The sequence below is a fragment of the Lachnotalea sp. AF33-28 genome (assembly GCF_003477885.1).
GTDB lineage: Bacteria > Bacillota > Clostridia > Lachnospirales > Lachnospiraceae > AF33-28.
Genome location: NZ_QUEE01000003.1, coordinates 387,008 through 410,605, shown reverse-complemented (window position 1 = coordinate 410,605; position 23,598 = coordinate 387,008). Strand labels below are relative to the sequence as shown.

Here is a 23,598-nt window from a genome sequence, read left to right as displayed (position 1 = left end):
TAGTTTGCAGCGTTAGAACCGCTGCGCGCTTCACGGAGCGAGAGCGTGTCCCAATGAGGACCATACTCTGCCCCGCCATGCGCGGAAACTTTACGGCATCTGTGAATAGTAACCCAATGAGGAACATACCCCGTCATGTGCGGGAAGTTTACAGTAACTGTGATAGTAACAATAAATCAGGATTGGAGGCTGATAGTATGAGTAAAGTGTATGCATTTATGGCAGATGGACTGGAAGAGGTGGAATGCTTGGCGGTGGTGGATATTTTAAGACGGGGCAGCGTGATTGTGGAACTGGTATCCATATCGGATCACAGGGAAGTGACCGGCGCACACGGCATCACGGTCATGGCGGACAGGCTGCTGACCGAAACCGATGTATCCGATGCGGATCTGTTGTTTTTACCCGGGGGCGGAGGTGGAACAAAACTCCTGGGGGCTTGTGCCGCGCTGGCGCAGGAGCTGTGCCGGGCCGCTGAAAAAGGAAAACGTCTGGCCGCGATCTGCGCTGCGCCCAGCGTCCTTGGTGGTCTGGGACTATTAAAAGGAAAGCGGGCCACCTGTTATCCCGGTTTTGAGGATAAGCTGATCGGGGCTGACCGGGTGAAGGACGGAGTGGTGACGGACGGCAATATCACAACGGCCAGAGGTTTAGGATTTGCCATCGATCTGGGCCTGGAACTGATCCGCCTGCTGGTGGATGAAAAGACATCTCTGGAAGTGAAGGACGCCATACAGTACGCTTGACGTATATTTGAGCTCTGATGCGCACAGACTAATTCCATGGAAACCGTTGTATGAAAACCTATGCAATGATGAGGAGAACCATGGAAAAAGAGAAAAATGATCAGCCGGCTCCTGCGCCGGTGGAATTTCCCCAAAAGGATGAGCCGCCCAAACCGGTTAACGGACAGCCCGGAGGGACGGCGCCCACTGTTTATGGAAAATGCGGAAACGCTTGACAAAAATGAATCGATCGCATACAATGACAGTACTAAAATGATCCGGCTCTTTTGGCCGGCAGCTAAACGTGGCGATGAAGAGGAATAGTACGGCCTCCCCATATGTTCAGAGAGAATGCCAGCGGTGAAAGGCATTTCTTATGCGGAACCGGAACCGGCCTTGGAGCCCCGTGCGAAGAGCACGGCGTATCTCCGGCGATAACGGAATGAGAAGAGAACTGCCGCCGGCAGTTAATAAGGGTGGTACCGCCGATTTAAGTCCATCGGTCCCTTTGTGAATACAGAGGGAGGATGGACTTTTTATTATGCCGCCGATGCGGCCGGCCGCAGGCGGTGAAATCCCGGTAAAGGGATACCTATTTATAATCCGGAGGAGAGGAGAAAAGAAATGGCGAAAGAAAAGAAACTTGTAGAAGCCATCACGTCCATGAACGACGATTTTGCTCAGTGGTATACGGATGTGGTGAAGAAAGCCGAACTGGTGGAGTATTCCAATGTAAAAGGATGCATGATCATACGTCCCAACGGCTATGCGATCTGGGAGAACATTCAGAAGGCGCTGGATGAGAAGTTTAAGGAAACCGGAGTGGAGAATGTATACATGCCCATGTTCATTCCGGAAAGCCTGCTGCAGAAGGAGAAGGATCATGTGGAGGGCTTTGCCCCGGAGGTTGCCTGGGTGACACAGGGCGGCCTGGAAAAACTGGAAGAACGCCTGTGCGTAAGGCCTACTTCGGAGACGCTGTTCTGCGATTTTTATTCTAAGATCATACAGTCCCACAGGGACCTTCCGAAGCTGTACAATCAGTGGTGTTCTGTTGTGCGCTGGGAGAAGACCACCAGGCCTTTCCTGCGTTCCGCTGAATTTTTATGGCAGGAAGGCCATACCGCCCATGCCACCGAAGAAGAAGCTGAAGCGCGCACGATACAGATGCTGAATATCTATGCGGATTTCTGTGAACAGTATCTGGCGATTCCGGTGATCAAGGGTAAGAAGACCGATAAGGAAAAATTTGCAGGCGCCATGTCCACCTATACGATAGAAGCGCTGATGCATGACGGCAAGGCTCTGCAGTCCGGTACCAGCCATAATTTCGGCGACGGATTCGCGAAGGCGTTCGGCATCCAGTATTCCGACCGTGAGAACCAGCTGCAGTATGTGCACCAGACATCCTGGGGTATGTCCACCCGTATTATCGGCGCGATCATCATGGTACATGGCGATGACAGCGGTCTGGTGCTACCTCCGAGAATTGCGCCGGTTCAGGTCATGATCGTTCCGATTGCACAGCATAAAGAAGGTGTGCTGGATAAAACTTATGAGCTGAAAGCGCAGCTTATAGAGGCGGGCTACAAGGTGAAAGTGGATGATTCCGATAAGAGCCCGGGATGGAAGTTCAGCGAGCAGGAGATCCGCGGAATTCCGCTTCGCGTGGAGGTCGGTCCCAAGGATATTGAAGCGAATCAGGCGGTGATCGTCCGCAGGGATACCAGAGAGAAGATCGTCGTATCTCTGGATGAACTGTCCGCTAAGATCGGGGAGACGTTGGAGCAGATGCAGGCGGATATGCTGGAAAGGGCAAAGGCCCATCTGGCGGCACACACCACCAGCGCTTCCACCTATGAGGAATTTAAGGACGCCATCGCCAATAAACCCGGATTTGTAAAGATGATGTGGTGCGGCGATGAAGCATGTGAGATGAAGATCAAGGAGGATACTACGGCAACCTCCAGATGCATGCCCTTTGAGCAGGAGCAGATTACGGATGTATGCCCTGTCTGCGGCAAGCCGGCGAAAGCCATGGTTTACTGGGGGAAGGCATATTAAAAATACGGTTTATAATTGAGGGCCGGGGCGCGACTGAAAATTGTTTTCAGCCACTCCCCGGCCTTTTCCGGCTGCGGAGAATAGCAATTTTTTTCGGGGAACGGGCAGGGATTGCTGTTAACCTGATCTTGATTATTTTCTGGGGCATGGGTTATAATGTCTCTAATGGAAAGCAGATACCATTAAATGTATCAAAAGGAGGAACACCTTGCAGGGTTATAACTGTGTTATGATATACAGCCCGGACCGGAAACGGCTGCTGTTTTTAAAGAGAGTAAAGGATCCGTATAAGGGCCTGTTTAATCTTCCCGGCGGCAAGATCGAGAAAGGTGAGGATGGAGACTTTTTTGATATGAAATGCTTTGCCGGCGAGGGTAATATCGGCCATATGGCGGAGCAGGTGCGGCGGTGGGGATTTGGCACCCCGGAAGGAGCGGTAACGGATGAGCAATGAAATAACGATGCCCGGACAGGTGGAGGAGATCATTAAACGGCTCACCGACAGCGGATTTGAAGCTTATGCGGTGGGCGGATGCGTGCGGGATTCCCTGCTAAACAGAGAGCCGGGTGACTGGGATATCACGACATCCGCTTCTCCCAGGCAGGTGAAGGAGATATTTCGCCGTACCATAGATACGGGGATTGAACATGGCACCGTAACCGTTATGCTGGGGAGAAACGGATATGAGGTCACAACTTACCGGATTGACGGCAGATATGAAGACTGCAGGCATCCCGCATCCGTGCAGTTTACGCCCAGCCTTAAAGAGGATTTGAAAAGACGGGATTTCACCATCAATGCCATGGCTTACAATCATGAGAGCGGGATTGTCGACCTGTTCGGGGGGATGGAAGATCTGAAACGCAAAGTGATACGCTGCGTGGGCGATGCCCATCACCGGTTTGAGGAGGATGCACTAAGAATCTTAAGGGCGGTCCGGTTTTCCGCCCAGCTGGGTTTTGAGATCGAAGAAAAAACCAGACAGGCTGTCTGCGATCTGGCGCCCAGCATGGCCCGCATCAGCATGGAACGCATACAGATGGAGCTGACCAAGCTGCTGGTTTCGGAGCATCCGGACTATATCCGCTTTGCTTATGAGACCGGCATCACAAAGGTTGTGCTGCCGGAGTTTGATGCTATTATGGAGACGGAGCAGAACAATCCTTACCACTGTTACAGCGTGGGAGAGCATACCCTGGCCATGCTGAAGCACTGTGAGGCGGATCATGTGCTGCGGTGGACGGCGCTGCTGCACGATATCGGAAAACCTCTTGTAAAGACTGTGGGAAGCGATGGGTGTGACCATTTCTACCGCCACGGGGAAGCCGGCAGCAGGATCGCGGATCAGATTTTAAAACGCCTGAAGTTTGACAATGATACCATAGCCAGGGTGACCAAACTGGTAAAATGGCACGACTATGCATTTAATATGACGAAGGCCAATGTGAGGCGGGCCATGAACCGTGTGGGAGAGGAACTGTTCCCGAGCCTACTTAAGATCATGTGGGCCGACAACATGGCAAAGAGCGATTACGCAAAGAGCTATCTGCTGCAGGCTGTGAAGGAGGTCGGTGTGATGTACGGCCAGATCGTGGCTGAAAGGGACTGCATAACCTTAAAGAAACTGGCGGTCACCGGCAGTGATTTGATCGCGGCGGGCATGCAGCCGGGCCGTGAAATCGGGCAGATATTAAATCGGATGCTGGAGGATGTGCTGGACAGCCCGGAGCATAATACAAAAGAATATCTGATGCAGCGCTATATTTGATTTACAGCGGCAGGCGAAATTCGTCCCGGCCCTGTCATAAAGCTATCCCCCTCTTCATAAGATAGAGTTAGGATGGAGGGATGGTCGTGAACGAGCGGGGGACTCTTTGTTTAACCCAATATGATTTGCGTGTCGCAGCCACCAGGCGCGGGCGCGGTGCTGTCATCTGCGAGACAGATAAGGGACTAAAATTATTAAAAGAGTGCACTGCCGGAGAAAACAGGATTATGTTTGAAGACAAAGTGCTGTCCGGGCTGGAGCTTAGAGGGAATCTCTATGTGGATAAATATGTGAGATCCATAGATCAGAAATTAGTGACAGAGGATAGTGACGGAACCCGTTACGTGCTTAAGGACTGGTTTGACGGAAAAGAATGTGATGTTAAAAATCCATCGGAAATCATTCTGGGGGTGAAAGAGCTGGCAGTGCTTCACAAGGCGCTTCGCGGTATCAATATGGCGGATATCTGTCCGGCGGACTTTTGTATGCCCATATCGTTAAGGCGGGAGTATGAAAAACATAATACAGAACTTCGGCGTGCCAGGATGTTTATCCGGAACACGAAAAATAAATCGCAGTTTGAATTAATGGTATTGCAGAGCTTTGATTCCAGCTACCGGCAGGCGGAGGAGGCGCTGTGTCTTCTGCGCTGCATGGATAGCATGCCGGAGCCCATGCTGTGCCACGGGGATTATACCCACCACCATATCCTGGTGGGAGCCCGTTATGTGGCGGTCACGGATTTTTCGCGCATGCATCTGGGCGTACAGATATGGGATCTCTATCATTTCATGCGCAAGATTATGGAAAAGCATGACTGGGATCTGGGGCTTGGAAAATCAATGCTGGAAGCTTATCAGCGCATACTGCCGATCACAGAGCAGGAATATGAATATCTTTATGTTCTGTTTCTGTATCCGGAAAAGTACTGGAAGCAGATCAATTATTATTTCAATGCGAATAAAGCCTGGATTCCCGGCAGAAATGTGGAGAAACTGCAGAAGCTGGAGATACAGGCAAAAGAACGCCAGAAATTCCTGGACTGGATGAGAGAGCACACCGGGTTTGCCGGAAAAACGGGAAGCTGAAGGTGATGGAAAAAAGGTGTATATCGGGGGCTGCTGCACGGAATGTTTGGTGCACAGCCTCTGTTTTTGTGTAATTGTTGGGAATGGGTTCTTGGTAAGAATATACCCTGCCCTGCTTTGTGTGGAAACTTTGCGGTAACTGTGTACAGTGACATAGAGTATAGAATTAGGAAAAAAGTGTTGAGAATTTTAAAAGGTGAGATTATAATAGTGATATAAATCGATGTTCGTTTCAGAACATTATTTTCTGTTTCGTTCTTTGCTGTGGTAACAGCGGCCGGCATATTCTGCCATATTTTTCAATTAACATTCATTTATGATATGGCAGGCGGAAAGAAACAGGCTCCTGCCATAGGAGGGAGGAGCAGTATGGGGACAGATCAAGAGTCTTATTGCGGGAACAGGATGGATAGTTATGAGGAGAGAAGAAATAAGGTGCGCAGGTTTCAACTGACCAGCGATATATTTTTCTGTAAGGTGCTGGAGGATAAGGAAGCGTGCCAGGAAGTGATCCGGATATTGCTGGGGCATCCGTCATTAGTGGTGAAGGACGTTAAAACACAGTATTCGATCCGGAATATAGAGAACCGATCGGTCGTTCTGGATGTGCTGGCCGAGGATACGGACGGCAGGATGGTAAATATTGAGATGCAGGTTTCGGAGGATGAAGACCATCAAAGACGGGCCAGATATTATCAGGCGAGTATGGATATGAGCTTTTTGGAAAAAGGGTGTCCGTATGAGGAACTGCCGGAGCTGTATCTGATATTTATTACGGAGAAGGATTTTCTGAATCAGAAGACGGGGATTTGTTATATAGACAGAGTGGTCAGGAGCCGGGGGACGGTAACGGATAACGGAGTTCATGAGGTGTATGCGAATCTGACATATGGGTGTGAGGATGAGAGGATTGATGAACTGCTTAGGTATATGAAAAAGTCGGACAGCGATTATCAGACAGAGGTGTTTCCGAATGTGGTTAGGAAGGTAAGATATTTGAAGGAGCAGAAGGAAGGAGTGGAGATTATGTGTAGGATATTGGAGGAGGAAAGAAACGAGGGAATTATGATTGGGATGGAAAAGGGAATACAGGCTTTTATCTGCGATAATCGTGAGGAAAATATACCGAGGGAGCGTGTGCTGGTGAAGCTGCAGAAACGCTTTGAACTGTCGGAGGATGAGGCGGAGATGTGGTTGGAAAAGTATTGGGGGTGAGATGGGGGATCGGAGGCGCTGGTGAGCCGGAGGGGGAGTTTGATTGTGGCATCCCGCGGCTTCGCAGCGCACAGCTCGGGAGGAGGGACATCTCCCTCGCTTGGGGCTGTCGCCCCATGGCCCAACATTCACAAGCACTCTCCGATGAGCAAGCTCCCCGGAGAGTGCTTGTGAATGTTGGGCCGCGCTGCTCTCAGGAATACAAAAAAACTTCTTTCTCTTTTTGGTTATTTATAATATAATAGAGGATAAAGAATAGAGGGCTTGCTTCGGGGTGTGAAGCGGGCCTGATTAAGCAGGAGGATTGTTTATGGATTACAGGAATTTGTATGAAGAATGGCTTTCCAATGAATATTTCGACCAGGCTACCAGAGATGAACTCTTGAGTATCAAAGATGATGAGAATGAGATAAAAGAAAGATTTTACACAGAGCTTGAATTCGGCACGGCCGGCCTTCGCGGCGTGATCGGTGCCGGTTTAAACCGAATGAATATCTATACTGTGCGCAAGGCTACACAGGGTCTTGCGAATTATATCCTGAAGGTGGGCAAAGCGGAAAAGGGCGTTGCTATCGCATATGACTCCAGACGTATGTCGCCGGAGTTTGCGGATGAAGCTGCGCTGTGCCTGGGAGCTAACGGCATCAAGGCATATGTGTTTGAAAGCTTGCGCCCTACACCGGAGCTTTCCTATGCGGTCAGAAAGCTTGGCTGCATCGCCGGCATCAATATCACTGCCAGCCATAATCCGCCGGAATATAACGGATATAAGGTTTACTGGGAGGACGGCGCGCAGATCACCCCTCCTCATGATACGGGAATTATGGCAGAGGTGAAGGCTGTTACCGATTTTAATACCGTTAAGACGATGGACAAGCAGGCTGCGGTGGCCGCGGGACTCTACCAGGTGATCGGAGCGGAAATCGACGATGCTTATATCGCAGAACTGAAGAAACAGGTAAAGAATCCGGAAGCGATTAAGGCAATGGGTAAAGAGCTTAAGATCGTTTATACCCCCCTTCACGGAACCGGCAATATCCCTGCCAGAAGGGTGCTGAAAGAAATCGGGTTTGAAAACGTCTATGTGGTGCCGGAGCAGGAGCTTCCTGACGGTGAATTCCCCACAGTCAGCTATCCGAATCCGGAGGCGGCGGAGGCCTTTACTCTGGCTCTTGCTCTGGCCAAAGAAAAGGATGCGGACCTGGTGCTGGCCACCGATCCGGATGCGGACCGTCTAGGCGTATATGTAAAGGATACAAAGAGCGGTGAATATATCACCCTGACAGGCAACATGTCCGGCTGTCTGCTGGCGGAGTACGAAATCAGCCAGATCAAGGAAAAACAAGGCCTGCCTTCAGACGGCGCTCTGATTAAGACCATCGTTACTTCCAACCTGGCGGATGCGATTGCCAGCCACTATAATATACGTCTGATTGAAGTTCTGACCGGATTTAAATTTATCGGGCAGCAGATCCTGAATTTCGAGACTACAGGAAAGGGCACCTATTTGTTCGGATTCGAAGAAAGCTACGGCTGTCTGATTGGCACACATGCCAGGGATAAGGATGCCATCGTAGCGACTATGGCGCTGTGCGAAGCTGCTGCTTATTACAGGACACAGGGCAAGACTCTGTGGGATGCCATGATCGATATGTATGAGAAATACGGCTATTATAAGGATGCCGTTAAGTCCATCACCCTTAAAGGCATTGAAGGGCTGGCGAAGATCCAGGAAATCATGGAGACCTTAAGAAATAATACGCCTGAGCAGATCGGTTCCTATAAGGTGCTGTCCGCAAGGGATTATAAGAAAGACACGGTCCGCAACATGGAGACCGGCGAAGTGACCTCTACCGGCCTTCCCAGCTCCAATGTGCTCTACTATGACCTGCCGGACAATGCATGGCTGTGCGTAAGACCGTCCGGTACCGAGCCCAAGATTAAGCTGTATTACGGTGTAAAGGGAACCTCACTGGAGGATGCCGAGAAAAAATCCGACGAGCTGGGCGAAATGGTGGAAGCGCTGATCAAATAAGGGCGTTTTGAATTTCCTGTTTTATATGAATTATTGCATAAATAAAAAGCGTCGGCCGGATTCTCTTTTGATCCGGCTGACTTTGCGTCGCATGAAATATGCTGCTGCGCCTGTTTAATATAAAATAAAAGAAAACGGGTATCGTTACTGTTCACACGCTGCCGATAAAGCAGCGTATGAACAGTAACCGGGTATCAAAGAGGTGAAAGACGGTATTTACATGCGGATTCAGACATGTTATAATACATCACTGCATCCCATATGGCAGATGGACCGCAATTGGTTCGTATGCTAACAGATTTTATAACGATAGGAAGAGTGATACCGATGAGTAAAATTGAAAAGAATCTAACGGAAGGCAGTGTGGTGAAGCAGCTGATCCTGTTCGCGCTGCCTTTTATGCTGTCCAATCTGATCCAGTCCCTCTATAATGTGGCGGATATGTTGATCGTAGGCCGTTTCTGCGGCCCGGTGGGGATATCAGGCGTCAATATTGGGGGACAAGTCACGTTTCTGATGACCAATCTGGTGATTGGCCTCAGCGTGGGAGGCACGGTGGTGATCGCGCAGTTTTTAGGGTGCGGGGACCGCAAGGCGGTCCGGGAGTGCATCGGAACGCTGCTGACCTCCCTGATCGCGGCCGCAGTGCTGATGACCACTGTGATGCTTCTTGTTTCCGACCAGATCTTAAAGCTGATCCAGACGCCAGCGGAGTCCTTTGCCCAGGCCAGAAGCTATCTGGATATCACGATCATGGGAACTGTGTTCATCTTCGGCTACAATGCTTTAAGCGCGATTATGAGAGGCATGGGAGACAGCAAACGGCCGCTGTATTTCGTGGCCATCGCCTGTGTCTGCAACATATTTCTGGATCTGCTTCTGGTAGGTGTTTTCCGAATGGAAGCAAAAGGAGCGGCAATCGCGACCGTGGTCTCACAGGCCATCAGCATGCTTTTATGCATCCTGTACCTTAAGAAGGCGGACTTCATCTTCGACTTTAAGATCAGTTCCTTCTGCTTTAAAAAGGACAGGTTTGCAACTCTTATGAAAGTGGGGATTCCCACTTCTATCCAGAACATGATCACCAATGTATCCTTCCTGGTGCTGACCACACTGGTGAACGGATTTGGAGTGAGTGCCAGCGCAGCGGTGGGCGTGGTCGGCAAATTCAACAGCTTCGCGATACTTCCGGCTATCGCGGTGGGCTCCTCCATCTCAGCCGTAGCGGCGCAGAACATAGGCGCGGGAGAGGTGGAACGGGCCAGAAAGACCTTTCATATCGGCACTGCGCTGGCGATGGCAATCAGCCTGCCGATCTTTGTGCTCGCCAGGATATTTCCTGCGCAGATCATCGAACTGTTTGACAAGGACCCGGAGATGATAGCCTGCGGCGTCACCTATATGAAGAGCTTTACCTTTGACTACATCATAGCGCCCTTTGTATTCTGCTTAAACGGCCTGATCACTGGCGCGGGGCACACGACCTTCGCATCGGTCAACGGTATTCTGTCCGCACTGGGATTTCGTATTCCCTTCGCGCTGCTTTTTGGCATGGCGCTTGATATGGGCCTTTTAGGGATCGGCCTTGGTGCGCCCTTAGGCAGCCTCGGCGCCGCAGTCATTGCGGTGATCTATTATTTAAGCGGTAAATGGAAAACAAGCACCGTGGTGTAACGGACGCTCTATAGTTTGCCGCCCGGCCCGGCAGGCTTCGGGGCGGTAAGGTTTACGATGAAAATGCCCAGACATACGCAGATCAGGGCGGTCAGATTGGCCGGCGTCAGCACATTTTCATGAAGAAAAATGCCGGAGAGCAGCGTCCCGAACACAGGTGTCAGGAAGTTGAAGATCGATATGCTGCCCACAGGATGATACGTGATCAGCAGGTACCAGAGCGTAAATGCCGTGGCTGAGATAAATACCATATAAGCCAGCAGGAGTACGCCGAAGGGAGAGGTCAAGCGGAGGCGTCCTCCTCCCGCAAGGCCGGTCAGGATCAGGAGCAGCCCGCCTATGGACAGCTGCCAGCCGTTTAAAGAGACCGGCTCCATGCTCCCTTTCAGCTTTTTACAGATCACATTTCCGGCGGCATAGAGTCCGGCGGACAGAATCATGAAGCCTTCTCCGGAAAGGGTAAAGGAGAGGGCAAGTCCTCCTCTGGACAGATTCACCAGGATGACGCCGGCAAAGCCCACCGCACAGCCTATGAATTTGCGCAGCGTTACCTTGTCATCCGCAAAACAGAAATGAGACAGGATGACTGCGAAAAATATGTTCGTGGAGTTTAGAATCGCTCCCTTGGCGCCGGTCAGATGCGCGAGGCTGATGTAGTATAAAAAGTAAGAGGAGAAAGTCTGAAACAGGGACAGCAGGAGAACCCCCTTCAGATTGCTGCGGTCCGGCTGGATGAGCCTGCGGTTTAAAATGCGGGATACGCAGAGGGTGAGAAGACCGGCCAGAAAGAAACGGCATCCGGCAAACAGCAGTATGGAGAAGGTATCGGAGCTTTCGATGGAGAACATGGCATAGCCTGTTTTAACACAGGGAAAGGCGCTCCCCCAGAGCAGAGTGCATAAAATTGCGGCGGGGATGACAGCCTTTTTGCTGGTGAAAATTGTTTCAACTTTCCTGTTCATAACTTTTCTGCCTCCGTGACATAGGATATATCCCATTATTATAGCACCTGTATATCAGGCGGGCAAGCAGCACATAAATACTGTTTAAGGGTTATACGCAAGCAGGATGGCGCATACAATAGGTAATAAACATAAGTCAGGAAAATGCCTATGTATCGAAAAATAATGGTTCTTATTCTGGCCGTTATCCTGTGTCTGACCGGCTGCAGCAGCGCCGATAAGCCGGAGAAAACAGAAGATCTGGAATTTACGGTGGTGGCGGAGGAAGAAATCCCGCAGGAGCTGCGGACGCTGATTGACAGCAAGAAACAGTCGGAATTCCGGCTGACCTATTCCGACGCGGAATTCCTTTATCTCGTGGCGGGATACGGGGAACAGGCTACCGGAGGCTACAGCATCCAGGTGAAGGATATGTATCTGACAAAGGACGCGATCTACATAGATACGGAGCTTCTGGGGCCGAAGAAGGGCGAGGACGTATCGGCCACACCCTCCTATCCGTTTATCGTGATCAAGATACCGTACAGGGAGGAACAGGTCATCTTCGACTGAGCACATCAGCAACGGTGAAAGAGAGGGCAGCAGTGAATGCCGGAAACGGTAATCACTGCTGCCCTTTTACGTCCACCTGCCGGCCTGTGCCTGGCGGCAGGATGTGTCCAAATGTGTGCCGGGCGCACATCGCTTTTTCGGAAACGCTGTTTACAGATCGTCTTTCAATGCGCCGCTTTTGGCATAGGCCGTGCTTTTTGCCTCAAAGAAATCGGTCTTAATCAGGTTGGCATTGCTGTATTGGCTGACCCAGCGCATATTTTCCGGTTCATTGAGATTGCGTTCATAAATCGGCTCCAGATGCAGATTGCGGCAGCGCAGGTTGCCCAGATACTGTATATAGTCCGTCAGCATGCCGCGGGTCAGGCCCGGTATGGAGTCGCCTATGACATACTGCCCCCAGGCGATTTCCTGGCGGCAGCCTTCCGCGATCATGTCCCGGTAGAGGGACTCCTTATCCGGTGTGAACAGGGAAGGCTCTTCCCTGCGCAGTTCCGACAGGATATTGGAGAACAGCCACAGATGGGTGTTCTCATCCCGGTTGATATAGCGGATTTCCTGAACGGAGCCCGGCATCCTGCGGTTTCGGGCCAAGTTGTAAAAGAACATGAAGCCGCTGTAGAAATAGATGCCCTCCAGGATGTAATTGGCCACCAGCACCTTCGCGAGTGTCTCGGCTGAATGGTGTTCCTGGAATTCATTGTAGAGGCTGCCGATGAACGTGTTGCGCGCGAGCAGATGTTCATCCTCTTTCCACTGGTAGAGCACCTCCATGCGTTTCTGGGGCTCACAGATCGTATCCAGCATATAGCTGTAGCTCTGGCTGTGGACCGCTTCCTGAAAGGCCTGAATGGTCAGACAGAGATTGACCTCATTCGCCGTGATATAGCCTCCGATGGAAGGCAGGTTGGCGGTCTGGATGCTGTCGAGAAAGACGAGAAAGGACAGGATCTTATCATAAGCCCTGCGCTCATCCGCCGACAGGAGCATATAATCCTTTACATCCGCGCCCAGATTGATTTCTTCCGGTATCCAGAAATTGTTCATGGCCTGGCGGTACCAGCCTGAGGCCCATTGATATTTCATATTATTAAAATCGTTCAGATTGGTGGTGTTGCCGCCGATGATCCGGCGGCTGCCCGGATCGGTGTCCCCGTCCGGGTTGAATAAGAGCTTCTTTTTCAGTTCCATAACTCCTTCTTCTCCTGTTCCTGGTATATTTCCTGACTCACTTCCATCAGCTGGAGCATACTTCGCATTCCTCCACTTCCAGGCTTCTGGAACGGATATAGTAGACTGTTTTAACGCCCAGCTCCCAGGCCATCAGATATAGGTCCAGTATGCGCCGGAAGGTGTAGTCGTTGGTGATGTACAGATTCATGCTCTGCGCCTGATCGATGTGGCGCTGCCGCACGGCGCAGGCGCGCAAAGACCAGGTCTGATCGATGTAATGTGCATTTTTATATAGCCAGAAGGTGGACATGGACAGATCCGGCGCCACCCTGGGGAACAGGCCGTCTTTTTTCTCCTCCAGATAAAAGCGCTGCAGGACAGGATCGATGCCCGCGGTGGTTCCGGCGATTACGCTGGTGCTGCTTGTGGGCGCTACGGCCAGCAGATAGCCGTTGCGCATTCCGCGGGCCGCCACATCCTCTCTTAGGGCTGCCCAGCGGCCCGATGCATATCCCCTTTTGATAAAATAAGCGCCGGTCCGCCAGTCGCTGCCCTCAAAATACGGATAGCAGCCCTTTTCCGCCGCAAATTCACAGCTGGAGCGGATGGCGGCATAGTTGATTTCCTCCAGGACGCGGTCAGCAAACGCAAGATGCGCTTCCGACTCCCAGGCGATGCCCTGTTTAGCCAGCATGTGATGATAGCCGCTGATGCCCAGACCCACCGGCCGGTAGGCATGGCTGGTGAGCTTAGCATAAGGCAGGGGGAAAAAATTAAGATCGATCACATTGTCCAGCGCTCGTACCGCCAGGCGGGTGACGTCATGCAGCTCCTTAACATCGTTTACATCGATCTGGCCGAGACAGAGGCTGGCCAGGTTGCAGACTACGAAATCCCCCGGCCGGACAGCGGTGATGACTACGGTCTCGCCATCCGCGGTCTGTACGGTTTGAGAGATCTGCTCCATGGCGGAAGTATTCTGTGCGATTTCCGTGCACAGATTGCTGCAGTAGATGATCCCCTGATGGCCATTGGGGTTCATGCGGTTGACCGTGTCCCTGTTAAATGCGAAGGGCGTACCGGTCTCCGCAGCACTTTTTATGATCAGCCGTATCAGATCCTTTATGGGGATTACGCGTTTTTCGATGGCAGGGTCCTGCACGCATTCCAGATATCTTTTCTCCCATTCTTCCCCGAAGCTATCCTCCAGCGCATAACCTCTGGCTTTCAGGATCTCATGGGGACACATGAGGTACCAGTCACCCCCGATATTTTCTCTGGCCATTTTCCAGAAATAATCCGGATAGCAGACGGCAGGGAATACATCGTGGGCCTTCATACGGTCGTCACCGTTGTTGGTCCGAAGCATCAGAAATTCCGGCAGATCCCGGTGCCAGGCGTCCAGATAGACAGCCACGGCTCCCTGCCGCATGCCCAGCTGGTCTACGGCCACGGCGGTATCGTTGGCGAGCTTGATCCAGCGCAGCACGCCTCCTGCAGCCCCTGAAAAACCGCGTATATCGCTGCCGCTGGCGCGGACTTTGCCGAAATAGAGTCCCATGCCGCCTCCAAATTTGCTGACCTGGGCAAAATTGCCGATGCTTTGATAGATGCCGGTCAGGCTGTCGGGAACTGTATCGATGAAACAGGAGGACAGCTGATGATAGGGCTTGCGGGCGTTGGACAGGGTGGGCGTGGCCATAGTCACCTTCAGGGTGCTTAACATGTCATAAAATCCCCGCACCCATTCCAGACGGCGGTCAGTCTCCTGCATGGCCAGGTGCAGCGCGATACCCAGAAACATTTCCTGCACGGTTTCCAGGGGCTGATGGCCGTGGTCCTGTATGACATAGCGCTTCAGAAGAAGATCCAGTGAAGAATAGGTGAGCAGTTCGTCCCTGCTCTCCTCGATAAAGCCAAAGCTTGTATCGAGTTCTTCCGGAGTATAATTCTCCAGTATATACTGTCCGTAAAGGCCCTCTTTGGCCAGATAGCGAAGCTTGTCACTGAAGCGGCAGATGCCAAGGGCTTTTAGAACAGGCTGAAGCTCTGTTTTAAACTGCAGCATGCGAAAACGCGCCGCTATGAATTCCCAGCCCGGTGCCTCCTGGGTGGTAAGTTCTGCGGCGGCCTGCGCGAACAGCGCCGCCTGCCTTTCAGGCTCCCGTACTCCTTTGGCAAAGCTTTGCTGTTTTTCAAGCAGCTGACTTAGAGGGTAAAGGGACTGATCGAAGTCCCGTGATATTTTATTCAGCGTACACTCAATTGATAATTCCATATAAGTTCCTTTCACTGTTCAGCACACAGAGTATGCCTGCATGGCAATAGATACAGGGTATGACAGATCTCAAACCACTAAATATAGTGTTAGGAATTAAGAATAACACAATTAATAGTATTGTGCAACATTTTTTCAATATTATACCGGATGATCCGGCACAAGGTGTTACTGTTTTCAGCTGCCGTAAACCTCCCGCTGTCAGTACTGTTAAAATTTTACCGGATCTGATAGAATGAATACAGAACACTGCATGGAATTACAGCGCCGTTTATAAATTTTTGATGAGGAGGTATAAAATGAGAGACAGAGAACGTGCAAAGGCTGCCGCCAGGGAACTGGTGGCCAAAATGACACTGGAGGAACGGGCATCCCAATTGAGATATGATGCGCCTCCAATTAAGAGGCTGGGCATACCGGCCTATAATTGGTGGAACGAAGCGCTTCACGGAGTCGCAAGGGCCGGTGTGGCGACCAGCTTTCCCCAGGCCATCGGCATGGCGGCCGCATTTGATGAGGGGCTGCTTGAAAAAGTTGGGGACGCGGTATCCACGGAAGCCAGGGCGAAGTACAATGAATCCTCCAGGAGAGGGGACCGGGATATCTATAAGGGGCTGACCTTCTGGTCCCCCAATATCAATATCTTCCGGGATCCGAGATGGGGGCGCGGCCATGAAACCTACGGAGAAGACCCGTATCTGACCTCCAGGCTGGGCGTGGCTTATGTCAAAGGGCTGCAGGGGAACGGGGAGTACTTAAAAACAGCTGCCTGTGCCAAACATTATGCGGTTCATTCGGGGCCGGAGGGCCTGCGCCATCAGTTTGACGCAAGGGCCGGTAAAAAGGACCTCTATGAAACTTATCTGCCGGCTTTTGAAGCCTGCGTGAAAGAGGCCGGTGTGGAAGCGGTGATGGGGGCTTATAACAGGACTAACGGAGAGCCCTGCTGCGGCAGCAAAACGCTGATTCAGGATATCTTAAGAGGGGACTGGCGGTTCGAAGGACATTTCGTTTCGGACTGCTGGGCCATCAAGGATTTCCATATGAACCACGGGGTGACCGATACGGCGGAGGAATCTGCGGCCATGGCCCTGAAGGCAGGATGCGATGTGAACTGCGGCAGCACGTATCTGCATATCCTGAAAGCATATCAGGACGGGCTGGTGACGGAAGAGGACATTACCCGTGCGGCTCAACGGCTCTTTACCACCCGGTTTCTTCTGGGATGTTTTGATGAGACGGAATTTGACCGCATTCCCTATGAAGCGGTTGAGTGCCCGGAACATCTTAAACTGGCGCAGAAAATGGCAGAGGAAAGCATGGTGCTGCTTAAGAATGACGGAATCCTGCCGCTTAAAAAGGACGAGATCCGGACAATCGGCGTCATTGGGCCTAATGCGGACAGCCGGGCCGCTCTGATCGGGAATTACCATGGCACATCCTCCCGCTATATCACACTGCTGGAAGGCATCCAGGATGAGGTGGGGAGCGATATCCGCGTTTATTATTCCGAGGGCTGTCACCTGTTTCGCGACAGGGTGGAATCCCTGGCGTGGCCGCAGGACAGGATTTCGGAGGCGCTTACTGTGGCGGAGCACAGCGATGTGGTGGTTCTGTGCCTGGGGCTGGATGAGACATTGGAAGGCGAGGAAATGGACGGTGCAAACAGCAGTATGTGCGGGGATAAACCGGATCTTTATCTGCCCGGTCCGCAGCGTGAGCTTCTTGAGGCCGTATGCGGCTGCGGCAGACCGGTGGTGCTGTGCCTGATGAGCGGCAGTGCCATAGACTTAAACTATGCGGACAGCCATGCAAATGCGGTTCTGCAGCTGTGGTATCCCGGCGCGAGAGGAGGCAGGGCGGCCGCTGATATCCTGTTTGGAAACAGCTCGCCCTCCGGCAAGCTGCCCGTCACATTTTACCGCAGTCTGGAAGGTTTCCCTGATTTTGAAGATTACTCCATGAAGGGGAGGACTTATCGATACCTGGAGAAAGAGCCGCTCTATCCCTTTGGTTATGGATTAACCTATGGCAGGACTGAGATCCGGGACGTCCGTCCTGACGGGGAAGCATCGGAAACGGACGGACTGACGGTGCGGGGGGTGGCAGTTAACACCGGAAGATACGGAACGGATGATGTGATTCAGGCGTACATAAAGAATGAAGAGTCCGCATACGCGGTGCCAAACCACAGCCTTTGCGCATTTGTCAGAATCCATCTGGAACCGGGGGAAAGCAAACGCTTTGAGCTGCAGGTCCCTCCGACCGCATTTACGGTTGTCGATGAAGACGGCAGGCGGTTCGTGGACAGCCGCAGATTCCTGCTGTATGTCGGCACAGGCCAGCCCGACAGCCGGACGGAGGCGCTGACAGGGCAGAAAGCGTGTGCGCTTACGGTGCAGCTGCGCTGAAAATCCGCATAATCTCCTGTTTTTTGGCGCTGTAAACAGCGGGTCCGTTCAGATTCATGCATGGCTAACAAACAGGCAACATATATTAATAATAGCAAGCGTGACGAAACGGACATATAGGAGGTTAGAATGGAGCTAATAAAAAAGAATATTTACATGAATAAACTAAAGGGCAAAACAGTGACACAGATTACGCTGGATGACGATTTCAATGTACCCGACAGCAAGATGGATATGGAACAGATCATACTGGACCGGGGGGAACTGCAGCTGGACGAATCCAGACCGATGAACGATAAGGTGAGCCTGTCCGGAAAGCTGAAATTTGACGTGCTCTACAGCACGCCCGCATCCGGCAGCCTGGAGAGCATGAGCGGTGAGATCCCTTTTGACGAGCTGGTGAATATGGAGGAGCTGGAGGAGCGGGACCGCCTGCAGACGCAGTGGGAGATGGAGGATCTGACGGTGGAGATGATCCATTCCAGAAAATTAAGCGTCAAGGCCATCATCACATTTACATTGACAGCGGAACAGCTGTATGAAGAGGAGACCGCGGTGGAGGCCAGGGACATCGGTGAATTTGATTCGCTCAATAAAGAGCTGGATGTAACTCAGATCGCGATGCAGAAGCACGATACGTACCGGTTGAAGGAAGAGATTGAGCTGCCCGGAAGCAAGCCCAACATCAATCAGCTTTTGTGGAATCATGTGGAACTTAGAGGCATGGAGTGCCGGCCGCTGGACGGAAAGTTAAGCCTGCGCGGGGAGCTTTTGTTCTTTACGATCTATAATGGGGAAGAAGAGCATATACCGATACAGTGGCTGGAGAAGAGCATCGCTTTTTCCGGCGTGCTGGAGCTGCCGGACTGTGTGGAAGAGATGATCCCGGCCATCGATGTGAGGCTGGCTCACAGAGAGGTTACGGCCATTCCGGACTTTGACGGGGAAAATCGGGTGATCTCCCTGGAAGCCGTATTGGATCTGGATATCCGGCTCTATGAGGAAGTGCGCATCGAAATACTCAATGATGTGTATTCCCCGGTAAAGGAGCTGATCCCCACAGTCGGAACAGCATTTTTTGAATCCCTGTTGATGAAGAACACTTCCAAGAATAAACTTGTGGATAAACTTAAAATCAAAGGCGGGGATAAAGTCCTGCAGATCTGCCACAGCAACGGCAGTGTGAAGATCGATGATATCAGGGTGGTGGAAGACGGCATCGCCATAGAGGGGGCGCTCTGCGTCAGCCTGCTGTACATATCCAGCGATGACAGGGAGCCGATGCGTTCACTTAGGGGAGCAATCCCGTTTAACTACACGGTGGAAGCAAAGGGTGTAGAGGAATCCTGTGTATTCCAGCTCAAGCCCGGCCTCGAACAGCTCAATGCGCTGATGCTGGGCGGCGATGAAGTGGAGATAAAAGCGGTGATCACATTTGACGCGCTGGTATTGAAAAAAGTTGCGGAAGAGGTTATAACTGATGTGCGGGAAGAGGATCTGGATCTGGATAAGCTGGAGCGCATGCCTGGAATCGTGGGATATATCGTACAGCCCGGAGACAGCCTGTGGAAGATCGCTAAGCGCTTCTATACGACGATTAATTCCCTGAAAGCCACTAATGGGCTGACGGCTGATGAAGTTAAGCCCGGAGACCGGCTTCTGGTGATCAAACAGGTGGAGCAGCTTTGATCCGATTTATGACCAGCTGTTTATGTAAAGAGGCCTGGGAGCGGTATCACTGCTTCCAGCAGCCTCTCTCTATCATAAAGCACCGAAAGAAATCAGGCAGGCCGGCACTGCCAGTGTCAGGATAGAGAAGCTAAAGGAGACGTCAAACGTCTGAAATGGTATAAGAAATTTCGGTGCGGATTATCCGGCTTAAACAGACAGGCAGGATTTATCAGGCGATGTTTTGCTCTGATAATATAATATATGCGGGAGAACAAAAGAGTGAACTATACGTACATCCTAAAATGCAGCGATAAAAGCCTGTACACGGGCTGGACAAACAATCTGGACAAGCGGGTGGAAGACCACAACAGCGGAAAAGGCGCGAAATATACCAGATCCCGCCGGCCCGTTGTGCTGGCATATTATGAGCAGTTTGATACCAAAGAGGAAGCGATGCGCCGCGAGTGGGAGATTAAGAGGCTCACCAGGAAAAAGAAGCTGGCGCTGATTCAAAGTGCAATGTAAAGCGGGCGAAAGCATAAACTGCTTCCGCCCGCCTGGCTTACATCCGAATATTATATCTTTTCTACCGGTATCCAGATTTCACTGTAGTCATCCTCCGGATTTTCGTGTAATGGGGTATACAACTCGATATTGTAGTTGCCTGCAAACTTATACGCTTTGCAGGAAGGCAGCCATTCGCTCCAAATCTTTGTGTTCACTTCCTGCAGCGCTTTTGGCAGCGCGCCGCGGCAGGGAAATACGGCCCATGTGCCCTGCGGGAACACTCTGGTTTCATAGCCTTCCGGAACCTCATTCCACGGAAGATAGTTATCGGCAATCAGGTAATCAAAGTTTTTGCCGTCACTGTCCACACAAATCCCATACATGCCGCACACAGTCTTGTTTTCGCCGCTTGCAATGTGTTCCTTCCAGAACTTCGGGATTTCCTCATATGATGTTTCTGTGTTGAATCTGCGGGATCTTCCCATTACTGTAAACTGTGCCTTCTCTACGATCTTATACTCTAACATAGTTCCGCCCTCCAGCGTGAGTTTTATTTTCAGCGGTGCAAAAGAATTCAGCTTACTGCCTTTTTCTCTTGCTGCAGAAGGACTTATCCCATGAAACTTCGTGAATGCCCTGGTAAAACTGTCCGGCGAATCATAGCCATATTTCAGCGCCGCATCGATCACTTTTATATCGGTGGAACAAAGCTCCTGCGCAGCAAGTGTCAGACGCCGGTTCCTGATATACTCACCCACCGTAAATCCGCACAGCACATTAAATATTTTCTGAAAGTAAAAGCTTGATACATAAGCCTGATCAGCTATCTTATTAATGTCAATATCTTCTGTCAGATGCTCTTCAATGTATGCGACCGCATTGGTTATGCCTTCGTTCCAACCGTTCATGGGAGACCTCCTTCTTTGTCTGCTGTAAGTATATTATAGTGCCGGGAGCATATCACTGCCCGACAATGAGTGTCTTGTTGTGTCGGGTGTACGGCACGGTCCGCACCTTAGCTTCTGCGATAAATTATACTATATGTATGGATTAAATACCATCACTGCTTACAGTTGACGAAAATTTCCGCCATGGCAATCCGATATTATTAAAAAATGACTCCTCACTGCATACCGGCGGTGAGGAGCCTTACATTGTACAAAGACAGGTCTTTTACTGAGCAGTTACAGCGGCATATTGGCCACAAAACTGTACATAAGGATGAAATGGCATATGCTGCCGGCCATTACAAACAGATGAAAGATTTCGTGGGAGCCGAAGTTCTTATGCTTCCGGTCAAAGATGGGAACCTTAAGCGCGTAGATCACTCCTCCTACCGTATATATGATGCCTCCTGCCAGCAGCCAGCCGAAAGCCGCCGGAGACAGGGAATTTAAGATCTGCGTAAATGCCAGTACACAGACCCAGCCCATGCCGATGTAGAGCACGGAGGAGAACCACTTGGGACAGGTGATCCAGAAGGCTTTCACCAGGATTCCGGCCAGGGCGATTCCCCACACCAGAGCCAGCATGAGGGTTCCCATGCGGCCGGGGATAGCGATCAGGCAGATCGGGGTATAGGTCCCGGCAATCAGGATGAAGATCATCATATGATCCATTTTGCGAAGTCTGCGGTTCACTTTTTCAGAAATATCCAGAGTGTGGTAGATGGTGCTGGCTCCGTAAAGCAGAATCATGCTGATAATAAATACGGCCAGGCTTATCATGTGTATTTTGTCAGGATTCCCCGCTGCTTTTATCAGCAGCGGCGTGGCGGCAAAGATGGCCATAAGCCAGCCGATAAAATGAGTGATTGCGCTGCCCGGGTCCTTAATTTTTATTTTTGTGTTCATAGCTAAGCCTCCTTAAACAAGCCAAATTTCTGTCCATCTAAAGTTACCATATGGTAATAGATAGATAATACGACAAGTGGTTTTTAAAACTACATTTAAGATATAGATATATTACAATATATTGATATAAAAATCAATACCTGGTTTTATGATATATAAAATTTTATATTTTATTCCATGTTTGGAAGGGGAATTTATGGTATAATATTGACAGATATTATACCCGCGCTGATTTCCGTCTGCGAAGCAGACAATTTCCAAAGGAAATCATGCGCATCCCCCCGGAGGGGCCGTGCCAGCCTGCTGGCATGATTTAATATCGATGAACGCGGATTTATTTCGTATGATACAGCATCAGTCAGAAAGGAAGTGTTTTCCCATTGATTATTCAAAGTAAGAAAGTCTGGGTAATGGGTCAGTTCATCCCAGCTCAGATCAAAATAACAGAAGACAAAATAGAACGCATACAGCCTTATGCCACTGAACCTGCGGACAAGGATTACCAATCGCTGCGCCTGGTGCCGGGTTTTATAGATGTACATACCCACGGAGCATACGGCTATGATACCAACGAGCCTGACCCTGAAGGCTTAAGAAACTGGATGCGCCGCATCCCGGAAGAAGGGGTGACTTCAATCCTGCCCACCACAGTGACCCAGAGCCCGGTCGTGCTCACCGGCGCGCTGATGAACGTGGCTAAAGTTGTAGAAGAAGGCTATGAGGGAGCGCAGATATTGGGAATCCATTTTGAAGGGCCGTTTCTGTCCATGGAATATAAAGGCGCTCAGCCTCCCGAACATATCGCGGAGGGGACGCCTGCGGCGTTTGACCAGTACCAGAAGGCTGCCAGAGGCCTTATAAAGTATATAACGCTGGCGCCAGAGGAAGATGAAGACCTGGCTCTGACCCGATACTGCGCGCAGCACGGTGTGGTGGTAAGCGTGGGGCATTCCGGAGCGGACTATGACACCGCGGTCATGGCTATAGCAAATGGCGCAACCTCCATGACCCATGTGTTTAACGGCATGACCGGACTGCATCACAGGAAACCGGGCATTACAGGAGCTGCGATGCGCTGCCGGGATGTGTACGGAGAGATCATATGCGACGGCTGCCATATAGAGCTGCCGGTATTAAATACTTATTTTGCGGTGAAAGGCCGGGATTACGGCATCATGATCACCGATTCACTCTGCGCTAAGAACGGACCTAAAAAGGATTATGAGATAGGCGGACATCCCTATACGCTCTACGAGGACGGAAGCGCCCATCTGTCGGACGGCACCTTGGCGGGCAGCACGCTGATGATGAATCAGGGCTTAAGGATACTGGCAGAAGAGGCCATGGTGCCCTTTGATACGGCGCTGAACGCATGCACGATCAATCCGGCCAGATGCTTAAGGGTGGATGACAGAAAAGGCAAACTGTCCGCAGGATACGATGCGGATATCGTTGTGCTGCGGGATGATTACAGCGTAGAGCAGACTTACTGCCGGGGAAAGGCAATGCTGCGGCAGTAGAAACGGAGAAATAAATAAGGCGAAGGTCCCGAAACGCGAGGGACCTTCGCCTTTTGCTTATCCGGTTTGTGCAATCTAAAGAGCTTTTGCCGGACGTAAAT

At 51.1% G+C, this 23,598-nt stretch carries 19 protein-coding genes and 1 other annotated feature; of the genes, 14 read left to right on the top strand and 5 right to left on the bottom strand.

Translation table 11 applies throughout. The features are described 5' to 3' along the window. Positions 1 to 197: 197 nt before the first annotated feature. The 9 genes from DWZ56_RS06435 to DWZ56_RS06400 all read left to right on the top strand — a co-directional run bounded on the left by DWZ56_RS06435 (position 198) and on the right by DWZ56_RS06400 (position 10,570). On the top strand, positions 198 to 746 hold the full coding sequence (locus DWZ56_RS06435) for a DJ-1 family glyoxalase III (RefSeq protein ID WP_118555553.1): 549 nt from the start codon (positions 198 to 200) through the stop codon (positions 744 to 746). An 80-nt stretch (positions 747 to 826) separates the two neighbouring features. Beyond that, positions 827 to 961: a hypothetical protein gene (locus DWZ56_RS23305; protein WP_279220278.1), complete on the top strand. Its 135-nt coding sequence runs from the start codon at positions 827 to 829 to the stop codon at positions 959 to 961. Between the two features lie 65 nt (positions 962 to 1,026). Then, positions 1,027 to 1,236, top strand: a binding site (T-box leader). Between the two features lie 113 nt (positions 1,237 to 1,349). Continuing rightward, a complete protein-coding gene (gene proS, locus DWZ56_RS06430) occupies positions 1,350 to 2,789 on the top strand; it encodes a proline--tRNA ligase (RefSeq protein ID WP_118555552.1) in 1,440 nt (479 codons plus the stop codon). Between the two features lie 208 nt (positions 2,790 to 2,997). After that, a complete protein-coding gene (locus DWZ56_RS06425; protein WP_118555551.1) occupies positions 2,998 to 3,243 on the top strand; it encodes an NUDIX hydrolase in 246 nt (81 codons plus the stop codon). After that, positions 3,233 to 4,558 (top strand): CCA tRNA nucleotidyltransferase, encoded by a 1,326-nt coding sequence (locus DWZ56_RS06420; protein WP_118555550.1) that lies wholly within the window; start codon positions 3,233 to 3,235, stop codon positions 4,556 to 4,558. The genes DWZ56_RS06425 and DWZ56_RS06420 overlap by 11 nt, the downstream gene beginning before the upstream one ends. 80 nt (positions 4,559 to 4,638) lie before the next feature. Then, positions 4,639 to 5,646, top strand: a complete 1,008-nt coding sequence (locus DWZ56_RS06415; protein ID WP_243095106.1) for a CotS family spore coat protein — start codon at positions 4,639 to 4,641, stop codon at positions 5,644 to 5,646. Between the two features lie 369 nt (positions 5,647 to 6,015). After that, the gene (locus tag DWZ56_RS06410) at positions 6,016 to 6,861 is read left to right on the top strand and encodes an Rpn family recombination-promoting nuclease/putative transposase (protein WP_118555549.1); all 846 of its coding nucleotides are present in this window, start codon (positions 6,016 to 6,018) and stop codon (positions 6,859 to 6,861) included. Positions 6,862 to 7,171: 310 nt separating this feature from the next. After that, on the top strand, positions 7,172 to 8,896 hold the full coding sequence (locus tag DWZ56_RS06405) for a phospho-sugar mutase (protein ID WP_118555548.1): 1,725 nt from the start codon (positions 7,172 to 7,174) through the stop codon (positions 8,894 to 8,896). A gap of 327 nt (positions 8,897 to 9,223) precedes the next feature. Continuing rightward, entirely contained in the window at positions 9,224 to 10,570 is a 1,347-nt protein-coding gene (locus DWZ56_RS06400; RefSeq protein ID WP_176928575.1) for an MATE family efflux transporter, read from the top strand. 8 nt (positions 10,571 to 10,578) lie between these two features. Here the strand turns inward: DWZ56_RS06400 and DWZ56_RS06395 are convergent, their stop codons facing one another. Continuing rightward, positions 10,579 to 11,532, bottom strand: coding sequence for a DMT family transporter (locus DWZ56_RS06395; RefSeq protein WP_158584473.1), 954 nt, complete (start codon positions 11,530 to 11,532; stop codon positions 10,579 to 10,581). A 150-nt stretch (positions 11,533 to 11,682) separates the two neighbouring features. Between DWZ56_RS06395 and DWZ56_RS06390 the strand changes: the two genes are divergently transcribed. Next, positions 11,683 to 12,084 carry a protease complex subunit PrcB family protein gene (locus DWZ56_RS06390; RefSeq protein WP_118555546.1) on the top strand — a complete coding sequence of 134 codons (402 nt, stop codon included), beginning with the start codon at positions 11,683 to 11,685 and terminating at the stop codon, positions 12,082 to 12,084. A gap of 150 nt (positions 12,085 to 12,234) precedes the next feature. On the opposite strand, the gene DWZ56_RS06385 is transcribed toward DWZ56_RS06390, so the two are convergent. Together DWZ56_RS06385 and DWZ56_RS06380 are read right to left on the bottom strand one after the other, a co-directional pair. Beyond that, entirely contained in the window at positions 12,235 to 13,275 is a 1,041-nt protein-coding gene (locus DWZ56_RS06385) for a ribonucleotide-diphosphate reductase subunit beta (RefSeq protein ID WP_118555545.1), read from the bottom strand. Positions 13,276 to 13,321: 46 nt separating this feature from the next. After that, positions 13,322 to 15,535, bottom strand: coding sequence for a ribonucleoside-diphosphate reductase subunit alpha (locus DWZ56_RS06380; RefSeq protein WP_118555544.1), 2,214 nt, complete (start codon positions 15,533 to 15,535; stop codon positions 13,322 to 13,324). Between the two features lie 299 nt (positions 15,536 to 15,834). Here DWZ56_RS06380 and DWZ56_RS06375 point away from each other — a divergent pair, with 299 nt between their 5' ends. From DWZ56_RS06375 to DWZ56_RS06365, 3 genes are all read left to right on the top strand, one after another. Continuing rightward, positions 15,835 to 17,946 (top strand): glycoside hydrolase family 3 C-terminal domain-containing protein, encoded by a 2,112-nt coding sequence (locus DWZ56_RS06375; protein WP_118555543.1) that lies wholly within the window; start codon positions 15,835 to 15,837, stop codon positions 17,944 to 17,946. 129 nt (positions 17,947 to 18,075) lie between these two features. Then, complete coding sequence (locus DWZ56_RS06370; RefSeq protein WP_118555542.1) at positions 18,076 to 19,635, top strand: DUF3794 and LysM peptidoglycan-binding domain-containing protein; 1,560 nt, start codon at positions 18,076 to 18,078, stop codon at positions 19,633 to 19,635. A gap of 261 nt (positions 19,636 to 19,896) precedes the next feature. Continuing rightward, positions 19,897 to 20,142, top strand: coding sequence for a GIY-YIG nuclease family protein (locus tag DWZ56_RS06365; RefSeq protein WP_118555601.1), 246 nt, complete (start codon positions 19,897 to 19,899; stop codon positions 20,140 to 20,142). 50 nt (positions 20,143 to 20,192) lie between these two features. On the opposite strand, the gene DWZ56_RS06360 is transcribed toward DWZ56_RS06365, so the two are convergent. Next, the gene (locus DWZ56_RS06360) at positions 20,193 to 21,032 is read right to left on the bottom strand and encodes an AraC family transcriptional regulator (RefSeq protein ID WP_118555541.1); all 840 of its coding nucleotides are present in this window, start codon (positions 21,030 to 21,032) and stop codon (positions 20,193 to 20,195) included. A gap of 276 nt (positions 21,033 to 21,308) precedes the next feature. After that, entirely contained in the window at positions 21,309 to 21,977 is a 669-nt protein-coding gene (gene trhA / locus DWZ56_RS06355; RefSeq protein ID WP_118555540.1) for a PAQR family membrane homeostasis protein TrhA, read from the bottom strand. A 380-nt stretch (positions 21,978 to 22,357) separates the two neighbouring features. Here trhA and nagA point away from each other — a divergent pair, with 380 nt between their 5' ends. Continuing rightward, positions 22,358 to 23,497: an N-acetylglucosamine-6-phosphate deacetylase gene (gene nagA, locus DWZ56_RS06350; RefSeq protein ID WP_118555539.1), complete on the top strand. Its 1,140-nt coding sequence runs from the start codon at positions 22,358 to 22,360 to the stop codon at positions 23,495 to 23,497. The last annotated feature ends 101 nt before the right edge of the window (positions 23,498 to 23,598 follow it).